Source organism: Endozoicomonas sp. ISHI1, assembly GCF_024606225.1.
Taxonomy (GTDB): Bacteria; Pseudomonadota; Gammaproteobacteria; order Pseudomonadales; family Endozoicomonadaceae; genus Endozoicomonas_A.
Window position 1 is genome coordinate 1 of sequence record NZ_JAGRPU010000003.1, and the last position, 25,858, is coordinate 25,858.

Sequence of the window (25,858 nt, forward strand, 5' to 3'; positions counted from 1 at the left end):
ATTTTCCCTTGCTTCAGCTTCGAGAGATCATCAAAGTGCCTTTTCCATGCGGCTCCCAAGTCACAGAGTTTTTGCTGCAAGGTAACGGCATTGCCCTGAGAAAGAAACTCTGTTTCCGAGTCTTTCTACCAGATCGGAAGCCACTTGGTCATAGTGTAGGCCGTTGGGATTTTCCCCCCGGCTTCCTGCTTCTGATTACAAATCTCAAGCGCCTTATTCCAGACAAAACGAGCTGTCCCGCAAAGCTGCATGAGTCTTTCATGCTGCTCCGGGGTAGTCTCCAGTCTGAATTTATAGGCCTTGAGAATCTTCATTTATTTATTGGTTGAGTTCACGCCAAAGACCCCATCCATTGCGAAGCTGATAAACAGCCTGAAAGCGGTTTCCTCCAGAAGGTTAAGGCAAGAGTTTTGCGATATTGCCGGTGCTTACAAAAAGCCGGTTTTGTGGTCACGATCCTACTTTGCAGGGAGCTGTGGTGGTGCGCCACTGGAAGTTATCAAAGAGTATATTGAGAACCAGGATCAGCCCTGACGGGCTGACGAAATTCACCTCCCTGCCAAGTCGCAGGGAGCACTCTTTCGGCTATAGGTAGCTACTGTAGTAGTCACGTTCTGACCAGAGAGTCAGCAGTCAGTTATGAAATGACTCATAAATCGAATCCAAATTCACGCTGTTCAAAAACTCTTCGGCAATGTTTGTCAGCTCATCGGGTTTGAGTATCAAAGCGTTGCTGGCGTTGTGCGCCTGCCGTAAGCAGGCATCCTTGCCAACTTCCTGAAGCCAGCAAGAGTTATCAATTGCAGACATCATGGCGTGCAGCTCTTCTGGTGAGGATGGGTCATGAGCACCATGGCTTATTGAGTCCCAAGCCCCCACGACGGCGATACTGGCATCGGCCCAACAATATGATAAGCAGCCGCCTTTTGAATGTGTCACACCATACAGGTAGTGACTGAAGGCCTGTTGAATCGCTAGCTTGTATTTCTTTGTTAAATTATTCGCAAGTTTTTTCTCCTCACGCTGCACCCGGAGGGACTCCAGATCGCTCTTGATATCAAGCCGTTTTTTCTCATATTCTTGTTCTTTAGCTTGATATTGATCATAAAGAAGTGTTGATTGATTGTCGTCAGTTTCACCAGGTCTCATTAAACGCAAGTCGTCGAGTTCGCGTTTGAGTTTATTCAATGCTTTCAAAACATTGCGTAATTCTTTATTCATTTCCTCATATTTATTGACCTTTTCCAATATAAGCTTCAAATCCGGGTTGTTCTCAGCTTGACGTTGGAGCAGGGCTGCGACTTTTTCATTAAGCGCTGTTCTTCGCCAGAAAGGTTGTCCCGTGATAATCACCGGACGCTGGTTCGGCCTGCCCGAGTTTAACTGCACAAACGCGGGATCATGGGCCAGCATGCGTTCTATATCCGGAATGCCCTCAGGTTCGTCCGTCCAGACGGTCTGTAAAGATACATTTAGAATCTGACTTTCAAGGGAATGGGAAACCCCGTCGTGGCAATGAGTCATGAAGAAGGCATTATCTTCTTCCTTTTGGAAGTTTTTATAAGCCGACCGCCATGCCTGGCTATTTTTTTCTCTGGACAACAGATTCTTATACCAGCTTTTCAGGCAATGGGCGGCTTGAGCCTTCAGTTCATCGATATCTTCCAGACCCACTAATAGCGCATGATGTGCGGCCTTCAGCATTTTGTCCTCATAAGTCGTCGGTGGATTCAGCCAACCCGATTTCAGGGCTTCACGGGCAAGCTGCATAACCGAAGGTCTGGTTAAGTCACTGAATTTCAGTATATCTACCATTGAACTCAACCAGTGCTGAGGGTTTGCGCCGGCCTGTACAATCATTTTTGAATAAAGTGACTTGAGTGGTTCAATGACCTGATCTTCATTATCGTTGGACAATATTTCTCTTATTGCTTCCTGCATCGGTCTATAGGTATAGGTACGCTGAACTTCGCGAATCTCATCACAGATCAGTTCCTCCTCATTAGTGCCCAATTTATCGTTGAACAATTTTTCTCTCATTGCTTCCGGCATCGCTTCATAGGAATAGATAAGCTCATCTTCGCAAATCACATCACAGACCAGACTCTTCTCCTCAGGGCCCAATACTTTCGTGTCCAGCGACTCTAATAGCGAGACGCCCATAGAAAAACTGGCCAGGTTTTTTTCCTTCCAAAGGCTCTGTACTATTTCGGAAATATTTAGATGGGTTGGCAGCAATGCACTGTCTGTCTCAATGGCTTTGTTCAGCTCATCAAGATTCATGCCATGGGCTTTAGCCAGAATTTTCCGTTGTTCTGAATCAGCCCCTTTCAGGAGATCCCTGACTTTCTTCGGCACAATGTCAGAACCACTGACCCGCCTGATGGGCTGGAATTCAGGTTTGATGCCTGTTGACTCTACTGGCGCCCCACCCAAATGCATTGACTTCCAGGTTAGGCCTCCATCCAGAGAATACTCTGCAAAGGTGTGGACACCGTTACCAATTTGCCTGCATGGAATCTCAAAATAACGACAAAAAGCAACAAAAACAGGCACACGGTGACGACAGCTACCTTGCTGCTGTGTTACGAGGAAACGAAAGAAATTTTCTTTGGCTTCTGGTTCAGCTTCACCGGAAAACGCCATGCAATAGTCCGCGATCGCCTCAATGCGTTGCGTCGCGTTTTGAGCGTTTTTTATCGCCCGCAACCCCTCCTGTGCCTTGATTGGTTGTTCGCCAATGGCCGTAAGCACTTCTTCCAGCACTGTTTTCATACCTTCGGAGCAGTGGGCGTCAAAACGTGTTGATGGTTCTGGTTTGGCTCCTTTAGCGGGAGCGGGTGTTTTTTTGCCCGGTTTTCTGTGTTCCACGACATAAGTAAGTTGTTCAATATAGAGAGGTTTGATCTCATGAAAACACAGTGTGTGAAGTCCGCTATATCGGTCCCTGACCAGGGTAAATGGCAAATCGGGTTTTATACGCAGACCCACGATATAGTCGTCGGGCGTCAGGCTGGGCAATGAATATCGACCATTGAACGATGTATCGTTAAGGGTTCCCAGCGTTTGATTTTCGGTTAATGTCACTTCCTGGTTCTCACCTGGTAACAGGGCAGGTATGAGGACTTCGACTCCCTGCATGTGTCGATCATTAATATCGATCTGTTTGACCTCGCCCTCTGCAGTAACATGAACATCACGTACCCGCTTCCGATATATCCCGGAAGAATGGTTCTGCATATCAAAAATTTTATAATCGTAAACTTTCGACTTGCCATGAGCCTCATAGTCCGTCATTTGGTCCAGTGCTGGAGCCTGTATCCCGCAGGCCTCCGGAATGTATTTTTCAGGAGCTTTAACATCGGCAGCAGTCAACGCTTTGTCAGTATGTTGTGGCACGTATTGTTCGTGAGCTTTAGTATCGGCAGCAGTCAACGCTTTGTCAGTAGGTTGTGGCACGTATTGTTCGTGAGCTTTAGCATCGACAACAGTCAACGGTTCAGGAGCGTTATCACTGCCAACAGCTGACGCTTCGTTAACAAAATCGTCAACCAGATGGTTCAGCAGATCACTCATCTGATGCCAAAGCTCAGGACTCCATTGAACGCCATGAGAGTTCCATGCACTTATCCGCCGATCAGCCTCCTGAAGATAAGGCTGGTTAGCTGACATTTTCAGTGTTTGTTTCTGTTCTTCCGTCAGGGGAAATATCCGATTAACGTCCACGCCCGTCTGGCCAAACTCATGATCAAACCAACGGTGCTGGCAGTGTTGGTAGAGTGTCTGGGTGAGAATATCGTCCGACTCATCAGGCTTCTGGGGAAGACCGGTTGCCTGCCATCTGGCCTGAGCTACCATCCTGATGATTTCCGTTCTGGCTTCTTCTTTACTCAGACGAGTCTTAATACGAATTTCATGGTGCTTCTCATCAATACTGTTGAGATCACTGCGTCCTACTACCCACGGACGATCAGTGTCCGATACCATTTGGTTGAACCAATGGCAAAGTCGATAATCGAGAGCGCTGTTATCCATGGCAAGAGCCGTTGGTTCTGGTAGTTTCTCCAATGATATCTCCGCAGCCATCAGATAAAGCCGGTAGTGCTGATTGAGGCATCGATGAAGTCCGTCTTCGGTAAAAACGCCCCTTTGGATAACGGCCCTGGCCACATTCTGTAAATCCAGGCTGGTGGGTTGCAATGGTAGTTTTTTCCGTTGCAAATAAGCCCTTAGACGACAATGTTTATTAGCCAGTTGTTCAGCGATGATTTTTCCCTCCGGGGTCTGTGGCAACACTTTCCCGGCAATTGTCTGCAATTCTTCCTGGCTGTACTGCCGGATGGGCAAATGCCGGAAGCGCCCTTTCAGTGCCGGTGATAAGGGTTTTCGTCCGCTGTACTCCGGTGGATTGATGGTGGCAAACAGGTGGAATCCGGGATGGGCGTCACCGGCCAGAATATCGTTTAACTCACCTTCCAGATGCTGGCTGTCGATCAGATTCATTTCTGAAATAACCACGATGCCGCCATGGACTTTTGCCGTCTGGATTGCTTTACACACTCTGTCCCAGGAACAATCACAGGCATTCAGGGAAAAGACCTTGGGCATGTATTCACCCTGTTGCTCAGCCTGCCGTTTGACACTTTCAATCACCAGGTTCAGAGTGGCATCTTTACCCCGTCCGGCGGGGCCTTCAATCAGCGTCGCCTGACGACCGTCGTGTTTTATGTTGAGGTGATAAGCCTGCTGACAGCGGTTTAAATCCTGTCCCAGCCGTTGCACCAGTTCGTTGACTGCCGATCCGGAGGTATCAAAATCAGGTCGGGTTTGTTCGGTGAATTTTTTGAAAGCCTGCTGTAGAGGGTGCAGGGTGGTTTGGTTATGAACCTTATTGCTCAGGGTGTTGTCCGGTTCGTAACGGGCAGCAAACCAGATTTCCAGTGCTGTCAGGGCATCCTGATAACTCTCACTGACTTCGGGACCCAGTACATCCCGAAAACTTTGCTGGATCAAACCGTTCATTTGCTGATAGGTAACACTGTCGTTTACGGGTAGCGCACGATCCAGATACCAACCCACCCAACTGCAGATATCCGTTAAATCCCTGGGCGTAAACTCATGATCTGGCAAGAGTTCCTGATAATACTGCCAGAGCGTCATAACACTTTCGGCGGTCCTTTGTGTAAGGGTGTGGGTGTCTATTTGGCGGTCTGGAAAATGCCGCTGTAAATGCCTGACCAGAGCCGGTTCCACTACCCTGTCGCGCAGGAAAGCCCGGTCCAGGCGTGGGTAGTAAGCCTTTGTCATCTTCTCTTTCAGGGCCGGGTCGAGCTGGCGTCCGGCGTAATGATCCGGGTTACCGGTAAGAATCACCCGGTGTTTTGAGCTAACCCGGACAGGATGGCCATTGACATAGATGCAGGGCTGCGGTTCCCATAAGCCGTTCAATGACGCCAGCAAGCCGACTCTGGCCAGGTTAGCTTCATCCAGAACCAGTGTTATGTAGTCTCCGCTTTTGTCGGACTGGGTGCTGGCCCATGCCATCAGTGCCAGATTTTGTTGCTCCATGGAGCGGTCGCCATCGGCGTGCTCTTGCCACTGCCAGCGTTTCATCAGAGTCTGTTCGCTGTCCGATGGTCCAAGGGACATCACCGAAACCTGTCCTGAAGCCCTTGCCATTCTGGCAGAAAAGTAACTTTTGCCGGTGCCGGTTTCCCCCTGCAGGAATAGCACGGGAGAGTCCGCAAGCCGGTCATGGAGTCGGGATAAACGACGACTTTCACGATCCTTCTGATTCAGCGAACCGTGATAAAGATCCTGAGCCAGTGCTGACAGGGGCTGATCAGCGGAACCTTGCCATACCAGTGATTCAGACAGTCGATTTTCTATGCGTTCAATACGTTCTGCGTCAGAATTCTCCGATGCATATTCTCCCCGGGCAATGTGAAAACAATCGGTGGCCAGAGATTGAATGGCGTCGGATCGGGTCTGCCCCGGGGGCAAAGCTGACTGCCAGCCGGAAGCCAGTGCATCTTGCAAACGTTTAATCTGTATTTCTGGCCTGATAGTTAACGATTGATATGGTTTCGCTGCTGCCGGATCGACTTCCAACTGAAACGCCATAGCATTTCGTTGTTGTTCAGGTGCATGGGCAACGATCATGTTACAGAGTTGGTCGAGAGCTTCTTTTTCATTCCGCCATGGTGGAAATGGATTTTCATAGGACAGTTGTAGTTCAGTGTCCTTTAAGACGGACGGGTCAAATACTCTGGCCAGTGGCCATAGGTTCTGCTTCACAAACTCTCTATCGAACCGTGGAGTAGTGTTGATGATGGCAGTTAACCGATCCGGGTCTACCGAGGTGGTTTGATCCTCATTCGGTTTCTTGTGAGCATCCGGCAGTAACCACCAACAGGCTACTTTCATAAAATCCCTTACGGACGGATTCTGCCGGGTGCCATGGGTGATGACGCTATTGATGGCCTTGCGCCAGTGACGGGGCAGGAGCTGAGAGGACTGGTCAACTTGCTGTGCCCGCCGGGCAGCCAGTATCAGGTTATTCAGCAACCCTTCGGTCAGTTCTGGCAGAGGGTTACAAAGTTCGCCGGGTACGCTTTTGAAGGCTTCGTAAAGTTTTTTAAGTGCTTGTTCTGGCAGGTCAGCCCGGGGGATATCATGCCTCACCTTATTGATATCCCAGATGTCAACCTCAGGACAGGATTTGCCCGTGGCGATCATTGAACTGAATACAGAAGATGAGCTTTTTGCAGACTCAGGCCAGAGCACTGTGACCCGGGCTTTTGGGTATGCCTGTAATTGTCCATTAACCAACAGAGGTTGCCCAATAATCAGAGGTTCCAGAAGCTGCTGAAGGGTTGAGCTACTTTCCAACCCCCGGAACACAACCGGCCTGCCGGAGGTTAATGCCTCCTGCAACTTACTCTGACGTCGTCCAAAATGCGCCTTTTGTTCTGAGCTGATATGGATATTATCAAACAGCTGACTGAGACTGGTCTGTTCGTTGACCTGAATGGCCAAAGTTGCTTGCTGGTCGTGATTGATCCACTGACTGGCCTGAGCTTGATGCCGATACGTGACGGTATTAAAGCCGACGTGATCACTTGTATTAGTCAATAGTCGTTTATCATTTTCTGCCAGCCCCAGGGATTTAGGTTGCTGTTTTGAATGAGCAACCTCCAGTCGCGGCTGCAAATCTGTGGTCTCACGAATTGTTTGCAGTGAACCCAGTAAACGAAACCAGCATGCCTCAGTAAGTGGAGAAGTGACGGTGACAACCCCCCCCGCCCTAACCTGCTCCAACAGACACGTGTTAGGAACTGCATAACCTTCTCTAGCAATGGCAATTGGGCTCAGCCACTCCGCGATGTTACTCTGGTTAACGATGATCGGGTTCCCTGATGCATTGAGGGAAGGTCCATTATCCAGTTTTTTCTCAAGTTCTTTCTCACCCGAGTGGGAAATGCTCTGGAACAGTGAATGAAGCTCGCCATTCCCTACCGGCATCTGATAAAACTGGACATCGTCGGGTAACTGACAGAGCAACCCATTGCTCTCAAAGCTCTTTTGCGCCAACATCTGTCGAATCGCCTGCTCAAAGGCCAGGTCTTGCCAGTTGGCTCCTTTCAGAATCACTCGTTGTCCGGCTCTCAACGACTCAAGTTTGCCGGGGATGTGCTGAATTCGTCCCTGTTTATCCACTCCGGGGCCGCCCAGAAGTAACCGTCGCCAGCTAGTGTGCGAATGGCAGTCAATAACAACGGTATTGTCATCGTCCATAGCACTTTCGATAGCACTTCCTGTAACGCTTCCTGTAACACTTTCGGCACTGCGGAGTTCAGTTAATACCGGAGGAACCCCCTCGATCTCCATCGTTGAGTCATTGTCGTTTTGTGGATCGAACTGCCAGGTGTTTTCAGGTCGATTAATTCGCCGCCAGAAATCAGCGCCTGGCGCATCATCCCGCTGGCCAACCGATGCCAACTGTGCAGGGTCTGCCACCACAAGCAGATCAACATGCTCACCCAGAGAGCGTTTCGTCCTGCTGATTTTGTCGTATAGACAGGGGTTATCCGGGTCCAGTAGATCATTAAATTTTGGCAGATCGTCGCTGGTGAGCTTTCGGATATCCATCACCAGGGTGAGTGGCTGTGAATTTTCAAACAGCTTGCCTGAGCGCAAAATCTGGTGGCCATCGTCAGAAATGCTCAGTCGGCTGACCAGATTACCCTTTGAGAGGTCATCGGGGTGGGAGATAAGAGTGACATCACGATGTTCATCGCCGCTCCGGGCCATTAAAAGCTGTCGAATCTCATCATCACTGGCGACAAAACGAAAATCAAAGGAATAAGGGGTTTTGCGAAGCGAGGAGCCAGTTGAGGATACGGTTCTCGCTTTGTAAGGCAGTGTCATCGAAGGTGACGATCTACTGAGTTCGGGAGTGACCTCATTGCAGATTTCGACCCGCTCTTTTGACGATAACTCCTGCTTTGACGTCCTGTCTGGCAGGCTGCTGTGAGGCACCTCACTGGCAGGAACACGTTTGTTTATTGCCCCATCAATCTGACCATCCATAATCCATCTCACTCCTGTAATCTGAAAGACTGCATCAAAATTGTTTAACTCTATGACCTTCAGACAGGATGAAAGTTTCATTTGGATAAATACTCGTGGCCATCACAAATGCAATGGCTTCACTGAATATTCATGAACAGCACAGGGAACCAAATGGATAGACAATGATCTAAAATAATAAGCTATTTGAAAATTAACGATAGACAGGAGAAGAGATATGAACGGAATCACACCACCCAACAGCCCAAATAATCAGTCATCTAATCAGTCATCTAATCAGTCATCACCATATCAAAAAGCGACTGACGAGTGCCCTATTTGTTTCGATGCTTTCGACAAAAGAGAAGTCAAGGTTGCCGAACAATGCAAACATATGTTTCACAAAGACTGCCTGACTCGATGGTTATCGGAAAATACAACCTGTCCTGTATGCAGAACCAGTCTGATGGATAGGGAAGTACAGCCATTGCCTGCCATGCCCTTGAGATTTTCATTTTTCCCTCGTTTCGACGATCGGGTCGGCGTCGCACGTTCTGCGGACACCCCAGCCCGGTTGGGTTCGCAGATAGCCTTCTCTGGATACGTGGGGAGGGATATTAATTTAGTGGATCACTCAGTCAGGGTTGACTACCCCTGATCAAAAGAAATCAATGGAGTATTCCTATGGGGGCGCCCGGCCCAAGGCGCCACTTTCCCACAATTTCGCACTGGTTCCTGTTTCGTCACAGGTTCCAATGAACCCGCTCCAGAGGCTAACACGCCACGTCCTGAGCTAAGATATTCCTGGCAGCATGAGTGTCATTATTCCCCGCATGACCACAAGCAACACATGTGAAGCCAGACTGTGACTTGCGGTTGTCTTTATGGACATGACCACAGGCAATATAGGTTTACAGCAAAGAGTCATCCACAATTCAAGCAACAGGACTTATTCTTCTGCCTGGTCATCAAGCCCAAAATGCAGGTATGCGTGCCTGGTGACCATACGCCCTCTGGGCGTTCTCATCATATAGCCTTGTTGAATAAGATAAGGCTCCAGTACATCTTCGATGGTATCTCGCTCTTCACTGATGGCTGCCGCCAGACTGTCTACCCCGACCGGTCCACCATCAAACTTTTCGATCATGGCCAACAGCAGTCGTCTGTCCATATGATCAAAACCGCTGGCATCGACATCCAGCATATTCAGTGCTGCATCGGCTGTCTCCTTGTGGATCACACCATTGCCCTTAACTTCAGCAAAATCCCGCACCCGTCTTAGTAATCGATTGGCGATTCTGGGCGTTCCCCTGGAGCGCCGGGCTATCTCTTGCGCACCTTCCTTATCAATACCCACCCCCAGAATTCCGGCAGAACGTTCCACGATATGAGTCAGATCCTCAATATTGTAAAACTCCAACCTCTGTACAATACCAAAACGATCCCGGAGTGGTGATGTCAGCAGGCCCGCCCTGGTGGTGGCTCCAATTAAGGTAAAGGGAGGCAGATCCAACTTAATAGAACGTGCCGCCGGGCCTTCACCAATCATGATGTCCAGCTGATAATCTTCCATCGCCGGATACAGCACTTCTTCCACCACCGGACTGAGGCGGTGAATCTCATCAATAAACAGAATGTCATTGGGCTCAAGATTGGTCAGCAGTGCCGCCAGATCACCTGCTTTTTCCAGCACCGGGCCAGATGTAGTTCGAATGTTGCTACCCATCTCATTGGCCAGTATGTGGGAAAGCGTGGTTTTACCCAGCCCCGGAGGACCAAATATGAGGGTATGATCAAGGGCGTCATTACGAAGCCTTGCAGCCTGGATAAAAATCTCCATCTGCTCCCTGACTTTTGGCTGCCCTACATAATCAGCCAGTTTTACCGGGCGAATAGCCCGATCCATCACCTCTTCCAAAGGGCTTTCCGAGGAGGATATCAATCGATCTGCTTCAATCATTTTCTAACTCATTTACCAGTACTCTCAGCGTACCATCTCCGGTCTGTTAAAAAAATAATGCAGCATTGGGAACAAAACGCTATTTTTAATCGTCCAAGCTGCAGCCGTGGCATTGAGATACCGGTGGGTGCGATGCCTTTTCAGCTAAAGGTCAATGGACTCCCAAGCACCCTGTTTTTCAATTCTGATTAAAGGAAGTACTCAGGATGAATACACATTTTGTTTCAGGAAAAGGCCTGACTAACTCGGTTCTGGCCTCCATGATGTTCGGGCTTGTGCCCGTCTATGTACAATTTATTGAACTGTCCGGAAATACCCTGTTCTGGAGCCGGATTGTTTTCAGTGCCGCCTGTCTGACAGTGGTCTGTAATCATATGGATCGGCTGCAGGGCTTCAGGGCTATTTTTCTTTGCCGTAAAACTGTCCTGATGCTATCTCTTGGCGGATTAATAGTAGGCTTTCAGTGGTGGCTGTTTGTTTGGGGCCCTGTGAATGACAAAACCCGAGATCTGTCCCTTGGTTATTTCTTGCTGCCACTGACTCTGGCATTAACCGGCAAACTGGTATTTGGCGAGCGACTCAACAAGACTCAATACTTTGCCATGGGGTTCGCCTCACTGGGTGTGCTTGCCATGATTTGGCAACAGGGCTCTTTACCCTGGGTCAGCCTGGCAGTGGCCGGTCTTTATCCGGTATATTTCATCATTCGCAAGCCATTAAAGGTCGACACCCTGCCCGCTCTGCTGTTTGAGCACCTGCTGTTCCTTCCAGCCAGTATTTTCATACTGATGAGCGATCACAGCTTTATGCAACACCTGACCCAGTCCGCCACTCTGTGGTATCTGCTGCCAGGTCTGGGACTGCTCTGCAGCCTGTCACTGATCTGTTACATCAACGCCTCAAGACACTTGTCTGTCAGCTCGTTTGGTCTGTTGTGCTACCTGGAGCCTGCTTTGATCTTCGTCGTAGCTGTGACTGTCCTGGGAGAAGGCTTCAACGCACAGCAGTGGTTAAGCTATAGCTTTATCTGGCTGGCTGCTGCAATCATTTGCGTTGACTCGGTCAGCAAGCTCATCCGGAAAACTGTCAACCAGACAAACAGGTGAGACTCCCGTGTCTCTCCTTCCAGATAATGTGAGGAAGCATCAGATCATACTTTTCAGAGCCTGACGAATCAGCTCTTCACTGGTCATACCGTCCTTGAACAATCTGCCAATGATTTTGCTGGCTTCCTGAGGCTTGTAACCCAGAGCCACCAATGCACTGACGGCTTCCTGTTCAATATCTTGTGCTGCGGCAGCCATTTCCCCACCAACAATCAAAGGCTTTTCTTCCAACAGGGGCGCTGACTGCCAACGATCCAGCTTATCTTTCATTTCAATAATCAGCCGCTCGGCTGTTTTCTTACCCACACCCGGCAGCTTGACCAGTGTGGCACTGTCTCCCTCCTTTACACAGCGTACCAATGCATCAGCTTCAATACCTGACAAAAGGGTCAGTCCAAGCTTGGGACCTACTCCATTGACCTTAATCAGGGTTCTGAACAATTCCCGTTCATCACGACTGCTGAAGCCGTAGAGAAGCTGAGCATCTTCACGCACGACAAAGTGGGTGTACAAAACGACTTCTTGACCCACTTCCGGCAATTTATAAAAAACCGACATCGGAGCTTCCAGTTCATACCCGATACCATAGGCTTCGATCAGCAAATGAGGAGGCTGTTTGTCAGCCAGAAGACCCCGAATTCTTCCAATCATGTCGTTTCCCAAATTTTTTATTTTCTGACCATGTAGTCAGAACACCTAACAATACGCTGAGAACCATGAACTCCTGAGGATTGCTCTTCTCTAATCACTGAGAGACATCAATCCAACAGCCTGAAGGAGCGGCCTCATGAGGAGACTTCGCACATTTTTGGGAGTACTCTGGCAAATCCTTCCTAAGGCTGGTCTGGCCAGTGAATACCATCCCGCTGTGACCGGCGGGGCTATTCCTATCCCTTTCATCCAGTCACAGAAATCTCTGTTGGTGGAGGCCCCTCCGGAGCGAATAGCAAATTCACCTAAGCTCGATAAGCCTGTTCGCAGTTTCACCGGCTATATACAGGGCTATACCAGCCTTCCTATGAGAGATCGGGCTCTGGTTGCTCTTCGAAGTGCCTACCTCTGTAATACCAGACACCTGATCCCGGACATTGCTCAATGTGCTCTGGACACCGGTCTGAAAGCCAGTGATGTACAAATGGTTGCTCGCGGTCTCCTGGCACCGGGCTGGGACAACCGCCAGCGCCTGTTACTGAAAACCACTGAAGAACTCTACAAAGAACAGATCATAGGTATAGAAAACTGGAAAGCATTGAAGAAAATCTATACGCCGCAACAGATTGTAGACCTGGTGTTTTGCATCGCTTCCTTTCACCTTTGCGTCCACCCAAACTAAGCCTGCCCCGTGAGACGACGACGTCGGGTACCTGTAGCACCTGCCATTCTGACCAGACTGGAGCGGGTATGAGCATGACAAAGAGCAACTGCCAGGGCGTCTGCGGCATCAGCCTGAGGAGTATCATTCAAGTCAAGGATAGACTTCACCATGTGCTTTACCTGGTACTTATCCGCAGAACCTTTGCCAACCACCGCCTGCTTGACCTGCCGGGCAGAATACTCCGACACCTCAAGATTATGATTGACCACAGCCACAATAGCCGCCGCCCTGGCCTGCCCCAGCTTCAGTGCCGAATCGGCATTCCTGGACATGAACACCTGTTCGACACCCACTGACTGTGGGGTGTAACGTTCAATCAGAGTACTGATACCTTCATAGATCTGCTGCAATCGCTCAGGCAAAGGCGCTTCCCGGATGCGAATACACCCGGAAGCCACATAATGTGTTTTATTACCTACTTCTTCAATTAATCCATAGCCGGTAATTCTTGATCCCGGATCTATCCCCATTAGGATGGCCATTCAGAATGTATTCTCAAGTCGGATATCGCGATTTTCCATGACAGCTGTTTGATATATCCCAAGAGTCACTGACTTCGGCAGCTCCTGCCAAAAACATCTGACAGACAGGAATTCTGTCATCATGATTACGTCAAAAGGATACTGTACATTCATACAATATACCAGTGATCCCACTGGGTATCAGAAACTTACAATTCAAGAACACTGAATTACCAAACTTGCCTGTGAGTAACGATAGAAGCAGCTTAGTATTTCTCTGGCAATGCTCTCATCGTGAAACCCTGGCAGGATCATTGCCCTTGCTCAAGACGGTTTTACTCCACAAGAAGATCCGGAAACAATCAATGCCCGATCTACTAAAAACATTATTGATTATCACTGGCATCATTGTCGTATTGTTTATGCTACTGATAGGGTTCAACGTCTGGGCATTCACTCATGTGTCTGCCGGGCAGGTATTTCCAGAACTAAAGCATGAAACCATTGTGATCAAGTTGCACGGTATTTGACCTCACTCGCAACACCGCAACAGCAAAATTTTTATATAGAAGCGGGAGCCCGACAATTTTTTATAAGAGCAAGAAAAGTAAAAGCAAAAAAAGCCCCGATACTTTCGCTGTCGAGGCTATTCACAAGGAAGGGATAACTTAACCCAGCTGCTCCATCACTTCAGCAGGAATATCAGCATTGGTGTAAACGTTTTGCACGTCGTCCAGATCTTCCAGACGATCCACCAGCTTCATGATTTTTTCTGCACCGTCTTTGTCCAGTTCCGTCTGGGTGGAAGCGATCATCGCTACTTCGCCACCTGCTGGCGTCAGACCTGCAACCTCTATGGCTTCTTTTACTGCCATGAACTCAGTCCAATCAGTGACTACTTCAATGGAACCATCGTCGTTAGTCACAACGTCTTCAGCGCCAGCTTCAAGAGCGGCTTCCATGACAGTGTCTTCATCCAGGCCCGGTTCGAAAAAGATCTGCCCCTTGCGCTCAAACAGATAAGCAACAGACCCGTCAGTGCCAAGATTGCCACCGTGCTTGGAGAATGCGTGACGTACTTCTGCAACGGTACGATTACGGTTGTCTGTCAGGCATTCCACCAGAACTGCGATACCGCCAGCACCGTAACCTTCGTAGATGACTTCTTCCATATTGGAATCGTCATCACCACCGGCACCACGAGCAATGGCCCGGTTGATGGTGTCACGGGTCATATTGGCCCCCAGAGCCTTGTCAACCACCTGACGCAGCTTGGGGTTGTCCTCGATATTACCACCGCCCTGCTTGGCTGCTACCACCAGCTCACGAATGATCTTGGTGAAGATTTTGCCACGCTTGGCGTCCTGTGCCGCCTTACGGTGCTTGATATTGGCCCATTTACTATGACCTGCCATAGAAAATACCCTTTATCTTTTCTTGAACAGGCCGGTAAAAACCGGCCTTAAACAATTTATGAAATGGTCGCAGACGCTTTATGTGTCGCAGACGCTTTGTGTGTCGCAGACGCTTTGTGTGTCGCAGACGCTTTATGGATTGATCAGTGACTGGTTGCAGACGCCGGATCGCGACGAATACGGATGTTCAGGTCGCGCAGCTGGCCAGCATCCACTTCACCCGGAGCCTGAGTCAGCAGACACGCTGCAGACTGAGTTTTCGGGAAGGCAATAACGTCACGAATGTTATCGGTACCACACAAAAGCATAACCAGACGGTCCAGACCAAACGCCAGACCACCGTGGGGAGGCGCACCGTATTTCAGAGCGTCCAGCAGGAAGCCAAACTTCTCCTGTTGCTCTTGTTCCTCAATCTTCAGGATGCGGAATACCGTCTGCTGCATTTCCTGATTGTGAATACGAACAGAGCCACCACCCACTTCGTAACCGTTGATAACCATGTCATAAGCACGGGACAAAGCTTCCGCAGGATTAGCTTCCAACTCTTCAGGTGAAGTCGTTGGGGCTGTGAAAGGATGGTGCAGTGCAGTCAAACCACCGTCGTCTGCTTCTTCAAACATCGGGAAGTCGACAATCCACAGTGGCGCCCATTCTTTCGTGTACAAATTCAGGTCAGCAGCGATCTTGCAGCGCAACGCGCCCAAGGCTTCGTTAACCACCTTCTCTTTATCAGCACCAAAGAAGACGATATCGCCATTCCTGGCATCCAGTCGCTCCATGATCTTCATGGTGACATCGTCGCCCAGGAACTTGATGATCGGAGATTGCAGGCCATTGGCGCCACTTTCAATTTCGTTAACCTTGATCCAGGCCAGACCTTTGGCACCGTAAATGCTGACAAACCGAGTGTAGTCGTCGATCTGCTTACGGGACAGTTCAGCACCACCGGGAACTTTCAGAGCAGCTACACGCCCTTTGGGATCTTCAGCCGGTCCTTTGAAGACCTTGAATTCAACTCCGGCCATCAGATCAGCCACATCCACCAGCTCCAGCGGGATACGCAGGTCCGGCTTGTCAGAACCATACAGGTTCATGGCCTGTGCATAAGTCATGTGCGGGAATTCGCCCAACTCAATACCGCCCACTTTCTTAAAAGTGCTCTTAATAAGGTCTTCAGCCATTTCCATGATCGGGGACTCATCCATAAAGGAGGTCTCAATATCGATCTGAGTAAATTCTGGCTGACGATCAGCACGCAGGTCTTCGTCACGAAAGCATTTTACGATCTGGTAGTAGCGGTCAAAACCTGCCACCATCAGCATTTGCTTGAACAGCTGAGGAGACTGAGGCAGCGCGAAGAACTTACCTTCGTGGGTACGACTGGGCACCAGGTAGTCACGGGCACCTTCCGGGGTAGCACGGGTCAGAACAGGCGTTTCGACATCCAGATAGCCGTGCTCATCCATAAAGCTGCGTACGGCACTGGTCAGCTTACTGCGAAGGATCATTTTTTCCTGCATTTCCGGACGGCGCAGGTCAACAACACGGTTTTTAAGACGAACTTCTTCACCCACATCGGTGTAGCCTTCGATCTGGAAAGGAGGTGTCTGGGCTTCGTTCAGGATGTCTACCTGCTTACCCAACACCTCAATCTCACCGGTGCCCATGTTGGTGTTTACAGTCCCTTCCGGACGAGGACGAACCAATCCGGTGATTTTCAGCACGTATTCACTGCGTGCTTTATCGGCAAGGGCAAAAGCCTCTTCGGTGTCGGGATCAATAACTACCTGGGCGATGCCTTCACGGTCACGCATATCCAGGAAGATCACACCACCATGGTCGCGACGGCGGTGTACCCATCCACAAAGAGTAACCTCCTGCCCGTCATGGGAGAGATTCAGTTCGCCGCAATAATGGCTGCGCATAAGATACCTCGAAACTGGGGAGCTATTCAGGTTCAGCACAGAATTATCAGAAATTTTGTGCCTGAATGTATGGTTTTGAGTCACTCCGGGTAAAACAACCTCAGTGCTCAAATAACCGAATTATTCACTGGCGGCTGCAGGGCCGCCCGAGCCCTTGGCAGGGCCCTGATGATCATTGGAGGACAGATTCTTCTTATTGCCACTCTTGAAGTCTGTTTCGTACCAGCCAGCGCCTTTCAGCCTGAAGGCCGGTGCACTCAACAGTTTTGTCAATTCAGGTTCACCACAGACACCACAGTCGGTCAGAGGCGCATCGCTGAAAGTCTGAATCACTTCCTGCACATCACCGCAACTTCCACACTGATATTCGTAGATCGGCATTGAATCTGTCTATCCTTTGTTTGCCATTGTCAGAACTGGGGCATTATACCTGAACCCTTGATTTTCACCAGATAGTCTCGGGGCCTATAGACAGGAAATGGAAACAGGATGAGGGATATTTTCAACAGCTGTAGCAGACTTTCCGAAAGGCCAGGGAGGGAAGTCCCTCCCCTCCTGCTTTCAAACTCGATTACTTTTACTGATTTGGATAGCTGCCTCCTGCTGTTTTTCCAGCGACTCAGCGACTTCCAGAGGAATCGATTCGAAATCCTGCAGATGCTCGGCAACACTCTTGCGTTGGGTATCCACATTCTCAGCCACTTCATCCAGGTGATCTTCTTTCATATCCTGGGTTTCTTCACCTTCTTCCAGCTTGGCTTCCATCCAGAGACGGGCAAAAATCTGCGGATTGCTTGCACCCTCAAAACTGAGGTTATCACCCCGGTGAGTCTCTGCCGCGGGGTTGGCTGCATCTTCAAGTGCTTTTTCTGAATGAGCACTATTCAGAGCAATAGCGAACCCCTCCCCGGCTGCAGGAAAGTTTCTTGCCTGTGGTTGATCATCAAGGCGCTGAGCAGCAATTCTCAGCTCAGCAGGGTCAGAGGGTGAGAACACCCGTCGCAGCGTCTCCATATCTTCAGCGGAGAGGTACTGATCAACGCCTTCATCACGTTCAATCTGGTTTTCCTCCAGCCGGACCTCGTCTCTTCTGAGCTCTTTATCCAGAGATTTTATTCCATCTTTGTTCTGCTCGCGCTTTCTGGACTCCCTGACCTGATCTTTCTGTTCCCTCTGTTCGAGCTCTTTGACGGTTTGCACACCTTCTTCACCGGTTTTCAATGCGGCAGGATCGAACCTCTGACGAATTCGCCCCAGCAGACTGTTAACACGAACAAACTCTTCCGTCACTGAGTTCAGCTGCCTGTTGGCTTTGAGCAAAGCGGCATGATCTGTGGCATTATTGGTTTGCAATGTTTGGATCTGCCCGCTCAGAGTATTAATTTCTGAGGTAATGCCTGCAATTTGATGCTCAAGCAAGGTTATTTCAGCCGTCAACCTGTCCACTAGGTTGTTGCTGCTGCTGTTGTTGTTACCAGCATAATTGTTACCGGCATGACTGCCAGCATAATTGTTACCGGAATAATTGTTACCAGCTTGGTTGTTAGCGGCCTGATTGGACTGAGCACTGGCCAATTCTTGCAATTTCAGGCTTTTATACAAGGTCTTGTTTACCAAGTCTTCGACATAGGAATTACGCTGAGCCGTTTTGTCCGTTAAATCCTCGGTTCTGGATCGAATATTCCCTCTAAGAGAGTGGGCAGTAGCTGCACTGTCTTGCCTCCTGCTCTGTTCATAAACCCTGTTACTGAAGGTCTGATCGATCGATGCAGCACTGACCATAGCCTGAGTATCACTGATCATTCCCTTAATGATAAGAATGAGTGACTGGGTATCATTAATATCTATATCCCGGGCATCGAAACGACGATTGAATTCATGCACTGCTGCCCTGAAGCCATCCATTCTTGCGTCAAAGGCTCTTTGAAGAAAGTCGCGACTGTCTGCATTAGAAGCGCCAGGCTGATCCGGGCTAACACTGACCGCCTGACCATTATTACTGTTTGCAGAGTTGGAAACCGAGTTCGAGCTGCTGAATCCTTGGCTTACCTGACCCTGATTTGAAGCTTGAGATGCTTGCCCGCCCTGTTGCACAGGGGTCTGGGATACTCCGGAATTGGGATCGACTGGGTTCATAGTCACTTCCTCCCTGAAGGTTCTATCAGATAGTGTTTTAATTGTTTAGCCTGTTTTCGCTGCTCTTCCCAACCTTTGGAAGATTTCAGAATTTTCGCGGCATTTGCCAACGCTTTAACCGCCAGTTTGCGATTTTTCAGACGAATAAAGCACTCTGTCATACAAATGGATGGACGAGGGTCTCTGTTATCCAGCTTTTCGGCATAATTCAGTGCGGGTATTGCAGCAGCATCCTGATTTAAATGGTGAAGAGCCAACCCTATTCCCAGATAGTAACGAGGACTGTGATGATCCAGAAGAGCCAGATACCGAAAGACCTTAAGAGCTTCTGCATAGTGACCAATGCCGAAATAACTGAATCCAAGTTGGTAGATGGCTTCCATCTGATCTTGATTCAGCCCTCTCAATTCACGTATTGTCCCGCCCTGTTTTAAATAAGCCAGCCAGAGGTCTTTTCCTTCTTCAGCGTTTCGCTGCAAGCTGCTCATAATTCATCCCTGAAAAGTAAATGATCTCAATTCATTATAAACATTCATTTTTTACTGCCTTTCATTCATTAGTCTTGTTCAATCAATAAAAAGAAATTAAAAGAACAATTTTTTATTCATTAAGATAATTTGCAAAATACCAGATCACTGTTTTACTCAAGTACTCATGTTGCCTAAACACTGAATCAAATCGACCGAGCCTAATAACATCAGGTCTACATTTTTGCAGGAGTTATACCCAAGGGTTATCTCTGAGTGTTTATAAAATTCTATTAAACCTCAGGAAACACGAGGGTTCTGTCCAATGAAACCTGACGTTATAACCAAGGTGAATGCTTCTGTAGGCATTGCGTCTCTTTCTGCTGGCGCGCTGGCTGATTGAATGTAGCTACATTTAGGTTGGTTCGGGAGATTTCAAGGGCGTTGCCGGAGATGTGCAGAATGATATTCTTGCGCAATTTCCGCGACAATTATTATGGATACGAGGGCATGATTGACGTTCACCTCTGAGGAGAACAAACAGTCAATGTCTTTAGGGGTGGGAATGCTGGATGGCTTTATCAGACAAGGATGCGGGCCCGCTTAACGCTAGTACAAAAGATGTGAGATTTTTCTAAACCCTGTTGCATCCTGTTCAGGATTGTATAAGAATCACTCTTAGCCCTATGGGGAGGTTTCGCAGTACATTCCGTCCAAGCAGTACAAGGATATTGAAACCAGGGCTAGAAGAACACACATCGAATACAGCAAGGAGCTGAACACTAATGAAACTTGCACAAATCAGTGCACTGAGTGCTGCCATCTTTATGGCTACTTCTGCTCAGGCTAATGCTTTTCTGGACGACTCAAGCCTGAATCTGGAGCTGCGCAACTTCTCCCAAACTAAAACTAAGGACGATGGCTCTACCGACTCTGCCAACTCACAGTGGGCACAGGGCGTTCGTCTTGACTTCTCTTCCGGCTACTTTGAAAACATCGTTGGACTGGATCTGGGTGGTTACTACTCTCTCAAACTTGGCGCTTCCGATATTGACAGTTTTGTTGGCAACCCGGGCTTGCTAAGAGTTGATAGCGATGGCGATTCCCACAGTTACGGCAAAACATCCTACGCAGTCAAATTCAACCTGGCTGATATGGGCGTAGCGAAGTATGGACGGATGTTCCTCGATACACCTCTGGTTAACGACTCTGACAGCCGTGTTCTGCCAAGCTTGAGTGAAGGCTTCTATGCAGACCTCAACTATGCTGGCCTAGATATTTTCGGTGCTTGGATTAGCAAAGGAAATGCTAAGACCGAGTCTGGATTCGTTGATTATCAAGCTATCGACAAGAAAGCCGAAGTCAACGATGAGGCAGTTAAAACCGTCGGTGGTTCTTATGACTTTGGTAACGGTTTAGAGCTTAATGCATCGTATGCAACACAGAATGAGTTTGCTCAAAAATATTTGACCGAAGCCACATTCTCCACAGAAGTAGAAGGTTTTGAATTAGGCTTCGGCGCACAATATAGCCAAGTTTCCTTCGATGGCGGATTTGAGCTCCTCCTTGATGCTGCCAATCAGGATACCAAGCAGACAGCTTATGGCCTAAAAGTTGATGCCAGCTATTCACAAGCTTCATTTGGCGTTGCCTATACAAAAGTAAAAAGCAATGATATGAAAATTGATCTTGATGCTGATGGTCAGGATGATTTTACTGGCGACTACTTCATTGGATGGTCTGGTGGTGACGACGATACCGGCTACTTCGGTTACAACTCCATTCAGATATCTGACTTCAACAGCAATGGTCAAAAAGCTTGGGGTTTCTCTGCAGGCTATGACTTTCAGGGTATTGTTGATGGCCTGAGCGTAAAGGGCATTTACGTCATGGGTGAAACCAAGTCTCAGGACGAAACTGAATATAACCTGGACATCAATTATGCCATTCCTCAGGTTGAAGGTCTGACTGCCCGTCTGAGATACGCTAACAATACTGTTGAAGCCAAAGGCAAAGACGATGTTGTTAAGACCGACACACGTGTCATCCTGAAGTACAACGTCGCTGTCTTCTGATCTGACCATCAAAAGACCGGCCTCATAAAGCCTCTGCATTTGCAGGGGCTTTTTTATTGCCTATAGAAAACAGTGAACCGACTAAAATCAGCACCCCGTTAACCTGTCATCGTTACGAAACAAACGCTTCGGACACTAAAAAGGGAGGCTTTACACCTCCCTTGACGGACTGAAAAAACTCAGCGAATCAATGCCAGCGTCATCACGAAGCGGCGTATTCCTTAAGCTTTTTCAGAGGACGCACCTTGACCTGTATACTGGCCGGCTTGGCAGGCACATCCATTAACTCGCCAGGCTTAAATGGGTTAGGTACGCCTTTCTTGGCTTTCTGAGCAGGTTTTTTTCTGGTCACGATCTTGAGCAGTCCCGGAAGAGTGAACTCGCCACAGCCCCGCTTCTTGATATGACGTTCAACCAGTATTCCCAGTTCATCCAGCACAGCCCCAACTTCTTTACGACTCAAACCGGTACTCTCTGAGATTTCAGCAAGAATCTGGGTTTTACTGTACTTATCCTTGATAGCTGCGGCTTTCTTCGCTGCCATACAATTACTCTCCTGATGGTTTTTCCCTGTAGGTTGTTCCGCACCAGCGGATTGCGATCTGCCACTTCACCAGGCTGATTGAATGTTTCACGAGGCAAGTCCAAAATATCGGACATTCAACTTCCCTAACCTCAGAGAGCCTGTAAAACCAGACTTTTGAAACATCTGAAATCACTATAACAAGTGATTTTTTACAGTGGTAGTCTTTTTTTGCACCCTTTAAGCATTGCTATAACCCTCTATATACGCTGCGTAGAAAGAGTTTGAGATAGAAGCACAATGGCGTTACATTAATCCTTACAGCAGAGTTACGCTGTGGTTTTTTGTTGCCCCGTTTGCATGCGCAATGAATTGAGCGCATTACTGATTTCAAAGCATTCTCATCATTTCGGGAGGCAGTCACTTCATTGATGCCTTGCAACAAAAAACTTTGTTGAAGTATGCAGGAGCCAGAACGAGAATAGACCGCCCTTTGCGGCAATTACTCCCGCATTGGTCTAGCTCCTGCATCCATGCAGTCGTGCCGGATATCCGCAATTTTTTCAGTCACATAGATAACAACCAAAAGGACTCAGTACTTGAAACATCTTAAATTTATCCACATGATCTTAGGCATCCTTTCACTGACAGCACTCATTGTGGAAGGGTCCATCCTTAACGCGCTGCTCGGTAGTGCACTGGCTATTGCTTCAGCCACCATGCTGTTACTAACCGCTGCACTCATTCACCTCTGCCTTGGCTGCTATCTGACAGTCTATCGCTGCAAGAAATCCTACGTGCAGGCACTGGCTTCATTCATGCTGATTGCCGCGACTGCGCTCATTGGCTGGGCGATGTTTTCTCACCAGACACCTGAAACTCCATCCTCACTGCTCCTTGTGACCGGTGTCCTGTTGCACGTCGCAATCAACCTGAAATCCCTTAATCCCACAAGCCCGGTGGAAATCATGGATTCCGGCAGAGAGACAGGCACCGTCAAATGGTTCAACGTTTCAAAGGGCTTCGGCTTTATTACCCGGGATAACGGTGAAGACGTTTTCGTTCACTACCGTACCATTCGTGGAGAAGGTCACCGGACCCTGTCTGAAGGCCAAAGGGTAGAATTTATCGTGGTGGAGAAGGATAAGGGGCTTCAGGCAGAAGACGTTATCGCTGCTCCCAAAGGTCACTGAGATCAACACACCTCTAATGAACGGGGCCGCCCCCCCCTGCCCCCCGTTCGCGTCAGGCCGTGATTAATAATGTGGAGGCGCACTCTCCTCCTGCTTTTCCAACTGAGAACTGGCCATGGCCATTAATTGCTTTTTCAGCTGAGTCATCTCCTGTTTAAGGCTATCAATTTCTTGCTGCTGACGGGTCACGACTTCATTAAGCCGGGCAATGGTATCTTCCTGAAAGCTGACCTGGGTCTGCAGCTCAATCAGTTCCTCATTCATTTCAAACACCCCATTCATTCAAAACAACTGAACAGTGATTCCAGCTTTTTTTTGATCTCACTGACCTGCCCCTTATCATAGGGCTTAGCTGGCAACCTGCCCCAAACCGGGTTTGGCCAGGCAGCATCACTTTCATAGCGAACAATGTGATGAACATGCAGCTGTTTAACCGTATTACCCAGTGCCGCCACATTCATCTTATCGGCCTCAAAAACATCACTCAGAATTGCAGCCGTCAGTGACGACTCACAAGCCAACTGCAACTGCTGTTCTTCATCAAGATGAAAGACTTCGTGAACCCCTGCCACTCTGGGCACCAAAATAAGCCAGGGATACTGATTGTCATTCATCAGCAAAACTCGGCAAAGGGGGAGATCCCCCATGACAAAGCAGTCTTCCTCCAGTCTGTTATCCAGCTGAAATTCGCTCATAATTTACTCCGGTTTAGCCGAGTTGCCAGTAATAATTCGCAGCACTATAACCAACCTGTTGGTGAAATTCGACTGTGATTCGCTCAACGTCATGACGTCTCTGGACAACCGTAGTAAAATGCGGCCTTTGCGTTTTGATAATCGGATAACTGAGCACATGCGTACTAGTCAATCCTTGATCTCTACCCTCAAGGAAACACCTTCTGATGCCGTCGTCGTCAGTCACCAGCTGATGCTGCGAGCAGGTATGATCCGTAAACTGGCATCCGGACTCTACAGCTGGATGCCCATGGGTCTGCGCGTTCTCCAGAAGGTCGAGAACATTGTTCGTGAAGAGATGAACCGCTCTGGCGCACAGGAAGTCTTGCTACCTGCCGTACAACCGGCTGAACTCTGGCAGGAAACCGGCCGTTGGGATCAGTTTGGTCCTGAGCTGCTCAGATTTAAAGACCGCCATCAGCGAGACTTCGTAATCGGTCCTACTCATGAAGAAGTCATCACCGATATGGTTCGTGACACCCTCAGCAGCTACAAACAGCTGCCTATAAATTTGTACCAGATCCAAACCAAATTCCGTGATGAAATCCGCCCCCGCTTTGGCCTGATGCGTGGTAGAGAGTTCATTATGAAGGACGCCTATTCATTCCATACCAATCACCAATGCCTTGGTCGTGAATACGCAAATATGCACGACACCTATAACCGCATCTTTACCCGTCTGGGCCTCAATTTCAGAGCCGTGGAAGCGGATACAGGCTCCATCGGAGGCAGTGCCTCACACGAAATTCATGTACTGGCCGAATCCGGTGAAGACGCCATCGTTTTTAGCGACCAGAGTGACTACGCGGCCAACATTGAAAAAGCAGAGGCCTTGGCACCTGCCCACGAAAGAGCAGTTCCTTCCGAGGACATGCGTCTGGTCGACACCCCCGCAGCAAAGACTATCGCTGACCTGGTTGAGCAGTTCAACCTCCCTATAGAGAAAACGGTCAAGACTCTGATTGTCGCGGCAGACGAAGAAGCGGAAGCAGACTTCGTTGCCCTGATAGTTCGCGGTGATCACGAGCTGAATGAAATCAAAGCAGAAAAACTGTCTGAAGTTGCAGCACCTTTGCGCTTTGCAACAGAAGAAGAGATCAAACCCATCATGGGCGCCGGACCCGGCTCACTGGGCCCGGTTGGCATCAAAATCCCCTGCATTGTTGATCGCACGGTTGCGGTCATGTCTGACTTCGGTGCAGGAGCCAACCTGGATGGCAAACATCATTTTGGGATCAATTGGGAAAGAGACGCCTCTTTCGACCGCATCGCCGATTTGAGAAACATTGTAGAAGGTGATCCGAGCCCGTGCGGTAAGGGCACTCTGGAAATCAAACGTGGTATCGAAGTTGGCCATATTTTTCAACTGGGCACCAAATACTCCGAGTCCATGAATGCTACCGTACTGGATGAAAACGGAAAAGCCGTGACTATGGCGATGGGTTGCTATGGTCTGGGGGTTTCCCGTGTCGTCGCTGCCGCCATTGAACAAAATCATGATGATCGCGGAATCATCTGGCCCGAAAGCATTGCGCCTTTCCAGATCGCCATTGTTGGCCTGAAGATTGAGAAGTCTGAAGCCGTCCGTGAAGCCGCCGAAAACCTCTACAAGGAACTGACTGAAGCAGGCTACGATGTCCTTCTGGATGATCGAAAGGCCAGTCCCGGCGTCAAGTTTGCCGACATGGAACTGATCGGCATTCCACACCGGGTAGTCCTGAGTGATAGAGGACTGGCGAACGGTCAGGTAGAATACAAATACCGCAGGACAGCGGATCGCGAAGACTTGGCACTCAGTGAAATTTCAGACTTTCTTAAGGAACGCCTGGCCTGAACCGATTATCAAACGGCCGTCGTTTTATAATAAAAACAACCTGATCACGGGTTTCATCCTCACACTTCTGCTGACTCCTGCAA

Annotated in this window: 21 protein-coding genes and 1 pseudogene; 8 read left to right on the top strand and 14 right to left on the bottom strand. The window is 48.9% G+C overall.

Going from position 1 to position 25,858, the window contains the following annotated elements:
• Positions 1-125: 125 nt before the first annotated feature.
• Positions 126-314, bottom strand: a complete 189-nt coding sequence (locus tag KBW69_RS23620) for a helix-turn-helix domain-containing protein (protein ID WP_373690666.1) — start codon at positions 312-314, stop codon at positions 126-128.
• A gap of 46 nt (positions 315-360) precedes the next feature.
• Here KBW69_RS23620 and KBW69_RS03235 point away from each other — a divergent pair.
• Positions 361-534 (top strand): annotated as a pseudogene (locus tag KBW69_RS03235) (transposase); the annotation flags it as partial.
• A 99-nt stretch (positions 535-633) separates the two neighbouring features.
• On the opposite strand, the gene KBW69_RS03240 reads toward KBW69_RS03235, so the two are convergent.
• Entirely contained in the window at positions 634-8,592 is a 7,959-nt protein-coding gene (locus tag KBW69_RS03240) for an AAA family ATPase (RefSeq protein WP_257279893.1), read from the bottom strand.
• Positions 8,593-8,809: 217 nt separating this feature from the next.
• On the opposite strand from KBW69_RS03240, the gene KBW69_RS03245 reads away from it, so the two are divergent.
• The gene (locus KBW69_RS03245; protein ID WP_257279894.1) at positions 8,810-9,229 is read left to right on the top strand and encodes an RING finger protein; all 420 of its coding nucleotides are present in this window, start codon (positions 8,810-8,812) and stop codon (positions 9,227-9,229) included.
• A 115-nt stretch (positions 9,230-9,344) separates the two neighbouring features.
• On the opposite strand, the gene KBW69_RS23625 is transcribed toward KBW69_RS03245, so the two are convergent.
• Both KBW69_RS23625 and ruvB read right to left on the bottom strand, forming a co-directional pair.
• On the bottom strand, positions 9,345-9,476 hold the full coding sequence (locus KBW69_RS23625; protein WP_368736463.1) for a zinc ribbon domain-containing protein: 132 nt from the start codon (positions 9,474-9,476) through the stop codon (positions 9,345-9,347).
• Between the two features lie 44 nt (positions 9,477-9,520).
• Positions 9,521-10,531, bottom strand: coding sequence for a Holliday junction branch migration DNA helicase RuvB (gene ruvB, locus KBW69_RS03250; RefSeq protein ID WP_257279895.1), 1,011 nt, complete (start codon positions 10,529-10,531; stop codon positions 9,521-9,523).
• A gap of 206 nt (positions 10,532-10,737) precedes the next feature.
• Between ruvB and rarD the strand changes: the two genes are divergently transcribed.
• Entirely contained in the window at positions 10,738-11,637 is a 900-nt protein-coding gene (gene rarD, locus KBW69_RS03255) for an EamA family transporter RarD (RefSeq protein WP_257279896.1), read from the top strand.
• Between the two features lie 39 nt (positions 11,638-11,676).
• Here rarD and ruvA read toward each other — a convergent pair whose 3' ends face one another.
• Positions 11,677-12,288, bottom strand: coding sequence for a Holliday junction branch migration protein RuvA (ruvA, locus tag KBW69_RS03260; RefSeq protein WP_257279897.1), 612 nt, complete (start codon positions 12,286-12,288; stop codon positions 11,677-11,679).
• Between the two features lie 136 nt (positions 12,289-12,424).
• On the opposite strand from ruvA, the gene KBW69_RS03265 reads away from it, so the two are divergent.
• Positions 12,425-12,970 (top strand): carboxymuconolactone decarboxylase family protein, encoded by a 546-nt coding sequence (locus KBW69_RS03265; protein WP_257279898.1) that lies wholly within the window; start codon positions 12,425-12,427, stop codon positions 12,968-12,970.
• Here the strand turns inward: KBW69_RS03265 and ruvC are convergent.
• Positions 12,967-13,494 (bottom strand): crossover junction endodeoxyribonuclease RuvC, encoded by a 528-nt coding sequence (ruvC, locus tag KBW69_RS03270; RefSeq protein WP_257279899.1) that lies wholly within the window; start codon positions 13,492-13,494, stop codon positions 12,967-12,969. The two genes, KBW69_RS03265 and ruvC, sit on opposite strands and share 4 nt — an antisense overlap.
• A gap of 224 nt (positions 13,495-13,718) precedes the next feature.
• On the opposite strand from ruvC, the gene KBW69_RS03275 reads away from it, so the two are divergent.
• Positions 13,719-14,003 (top strand): hypothetical protein, encoded by a 285-nt coding sequence (locus KBW69_RS03275; RefSeq protein ID WP_257279900.1) that lies wholly within the window; start codon positions 13,719-13,721, stop codon positions 14,001-14,003.
• Between the two features lie 138 nt (positions 14,004-14,141).
• Here the strand turns inward: KBW69_RS03275 and KBW69_RS03280 are convergent, their stop codons facing one another.
• From KBW69_RS03280 to KBW69_RS03300, 5 genes are all read right to left on the bottom strand, one after another.
• Positions 14,142-14,888, bottom strand: a complete 747-nt coding sequence (locus KBW69_RS03280) for a YebC/PmpR family DNA-binding transcriptional regulator (protein WP_257279901.1) — start codon at positions 14,886-14,888, stop codon at positions 14,142-14,144.
• Between the two features lie 143 nt (positions 14,889-15,031).
• Positions 15,032-16,813 carry an aspartate--tRNA ligase gene (gene aspS, locus KBW69_RS03285; RefSeq protein WP_257279902.1) on the bottom strand — a complete coding sequence of 594 codons (1,782 nt, stop codon included), beginning with the start codon at positions 16,811-16,813 and terminating at the stop codon, positions 15,032-15,034.
• 120 nt (positions 16,814-16,933) lie between these two features.
• Complete coding sequence (locus KBW69_RS03290; RefSeq protein WP_257279903.1) at positions 16,934-17,194, bottom strand: zinc ribbon domain-containing protein; 261 nt, start codon at positions 17,192-17,194, stop codon at positions 16,934-16,936.
• A gap of 180 nt (positions 17,195-17,374) precedes the next feature.
• Positions 17,375-18,949 carry a hypothetical protein gene (locus KBW69_RS03295; protein WP_257279904.1) on the bottom strand — a complete coding sequence of 525 codons (1,575 nt, stop codon included), beginning with the start codon at positions 18,947-18,949 and terminating at the stop codon, positions 17,375-17,377.
• A gap of 2 nt (positions 18,950-18,951) precedes the next feature.
• The gene (locus KBW69_RS03300) at positions 18,952-19,437 is read right to left on the bottom strand and encodes a hypothetical protein (protein WP_257279905.1); all 486 of its coding nucleotides are present in this window, start codon (positions 19,435-19,437) and stop codon (positions 18,952-18,954) included.
• A gap of 764 nt (positions 19,438-20,201) precedes the next feature.
• Between KBW69_RS03300 and KBW69_RS03305 the strand changes: the two genes are divergently transcribed.
• Positions 20,202-21,491, top strand: a complete 1,290-nt coding sequence (locus tag KBW69_RS03305; RefSeq protein WP_257279906.1) for an OprD family porin — start codon at positions 20,202-20,204, stop codon at positions 21,489-21,491.
• 202 nt (positions 21,492-21,693) lie between these two features.
• Here the strand turns inward: KBW69_RS03305 and KBW69_RS03310 are convergent, their stop codons facing one another.
• Positions 21,694-22,035, bottom strand: coding sequence for an HU family DNA-binding protein (locus tag KBW69_RS03310; RefSeq protein WP_257274968.1), 342 nt, complete (start codon positions 22,033-22,035; stop codon positions 21,694-21,696).
• Positions 22,036-22,637: 602 nt separating this feature from the next.
• On the opposite strand from KBW69_RS03310, the gene KBW69_RS23435 reads away from it, so the two are divergent.
• The gene (locus tag KBW69_RS23435) at positions 22,638-23,207 is read left to right on the top strand and encodes a cold-shock protein (RefSeq protein ID WP_306674479.1); all 570 of its coding nucleotides are present in this window, start codon (positions 22,638-22,640) and stop codon (positions 23,205-23,207) included.
• A 63-nt stretch (positions 23,208-23,270) separates the two neighbouring features.
• Here KBW69_RS23435 and KBW69_RS03320 read toward each other — a convergent pair whose 3' ends face one another.
• Both KBW69_RS03320 and KBW69_RS03325 read right to left on the bottom strand, forming a co-directional pair.
• Positions 23,271-23,471: a SlyX family protein gene (locus KBW69_RS03320; protein ID WP_257279907.1), complete on the bottom strand. Its 201-nt coding sequence runs from the start codon at positions 23,469-23,471 to the stop codon at positions 23,271-23,273.
• A gap of 14 nt (positions 23,472-23,485) precedes the next feature.
• Positions 23,486-23,902, bottom strand: a complete 417-nt coding sequence (locus KBW69_RS03325) for an HIT domain-containing protein (protein WP_257279908.1) — start codon at positions 23,900-23,902, stop codon at positions 23,486-23,488.
• 157 nt (positions 23,903-24,059) lie between these two features.
• Between KBW69_RS03325 and KBW69_RS03330 the strand changes: the two genes are divergently transcribed.
• Positions 24,060-25,775, top strand: coding sequence for a proline--tRNA ligase (locus KBW69_RS03330; protein ID WP_257279909.1), 1,716 nt, complete (start codon positions 24,060-24,062; stop codon positions 25,773-25,775).
• Positions 25,776-25,858: the final 83 nt, after the last annotated feature.

Excerpts from the sequence above, each read along its gene's own strand:
- ruvC (WP_257279899.1), bottom strand. The coding sequence starts at position 13,494 with ATGGCCATCCTAATGGGGATAGATCCGGGATCAAGAATTACCGGCTAT.
- KBW69_RS03280 (WP_257279901.1), bottom strand. The coding sequence starts at position 14,888 with ATGGCAGGTCATAGTAAATGGGCCAATATCAAGCACCGTAAGGCGGCA.
- KBW69_RS03305 (WP_257279906.1), top strand. The coding sequence starts at position 20,202 with ATGAAACTTGCACAAATCAGTGCACTGAGTGCTGCCATCTTTATGGCT.
- KBW69_RS03330 (WP_257279909.1), top strand. The coding sequence starts at position 24,060 with ATGCGTACTAGTCAATCCTTGATCTCTACCCTCAAGGAAACACCTTCT.
- rarD (WP_257279896.1), top strand. The coding sequence starts at position 10,738 with ATGAATACACATTTTGTTTCAGGAAAAGGCCTGACTAACTCGGTTCTG.
- KBW69_RS03295 (WP_257279904.1), bottom strand. The coding sequence starts at position 18,949 with ATGAACCCAGTCGATCCCAATTCCGGAGTATCCCAGACCCCTGTGCAA.
- ruvA (WP_257279897.1), bottom strand. The coding sequence starts at position 12,288 with ATGATTGGAAGAATTCGGGGTCTTCTGGCTGACAAACAGCCTCCTCAT.
- KBW69_RS03310 (WP_257274968.1), bottom strand. The coding sequence starts at position 22,035 with ATGGCAGCGAAGAAAGCCGCAGCTATCAAGGATAAGTACAGTAAAACC.
- ruvB (WP_257279895.1), bottom strand. The coding sequence starts at position 10,531 with ATGATTGAAGCAGATCGATTGATATCCTCCTCGGAAAGCCCTTTGGAA.
- KBW69_RS03325 (WP_257279908.1), bottom strand. The coding sequence starts at position 23,902 with ATGAGCGAATTTCAGCTGGATAACAGACTGGAGGAAGACTGCTTTGTC.
- KBW69_RS03245 (WP_257279894.1), top strand. The coding sequence starts at position 8,810 with ATGAACGGAATCACACCACCCAACAGCCCAAATAATCAGTCATCTAAT.
- aspS (WP_257279902.1), bottom strand. The coding sequence starts at position 16,813 with ATGCGCAGCCATTATTGCGGCGAACTGAATCTCTCCCATGACGGGCAG.
- KBW69_RS03240 (WP_257279893.1), bottom strand. The coding sequence starts at position 8,592 with ATGGATGGTCAGATTGATGGGGCAATAAACAAACGTGTTCCTGCCAGT.
- KBW69_RS03265 (WP_257279898.1), top strand. The coding sequence starts at position 12,425 with ATGAGGAGACTTCGCACATTTTTGGGAGTACTCTGGCAAATCCTTCCT.
- KBW69_RS23435 (WP_306674479.1), top strand. The coding sequence starts at position 22,638 with ATGATCTTAGGCATCCTTTCACTGACAGCACTCATTGTGGAAGGGTCC.
- KBW69_RS03290 (WP_257279903.1), bottom strand. The coding sequence starts at position 17,194 with ATGCCGATCTACGAATATCAGTGTGGAAGTTGCGGTGATGTGCAGGAA.
- KBW69_RS03320 (WP_257279907.1), bottom strand. The coding sequence starts at position 23,471 with ATGAATGAGGAACTGATTGAGCTGCAGACCCAGGTCAGCTTTCAGGAA.
- KBW69_RS03300 (WP_257279905.1), bottom strand. The coding sequence starts at position 19,437 with ATGAGCAGCTTGCAGCGAAACGCTGAAGAAGGAAAAGACCTCTGGCTG.
- KBW69_RS23620 (WP_373690666.1), bottom strand. The coding sequence starts at position 314 with ATGAAGATTCTCAAGGCCTATAAATTCAGACTGGAGACTACCCCGGAG.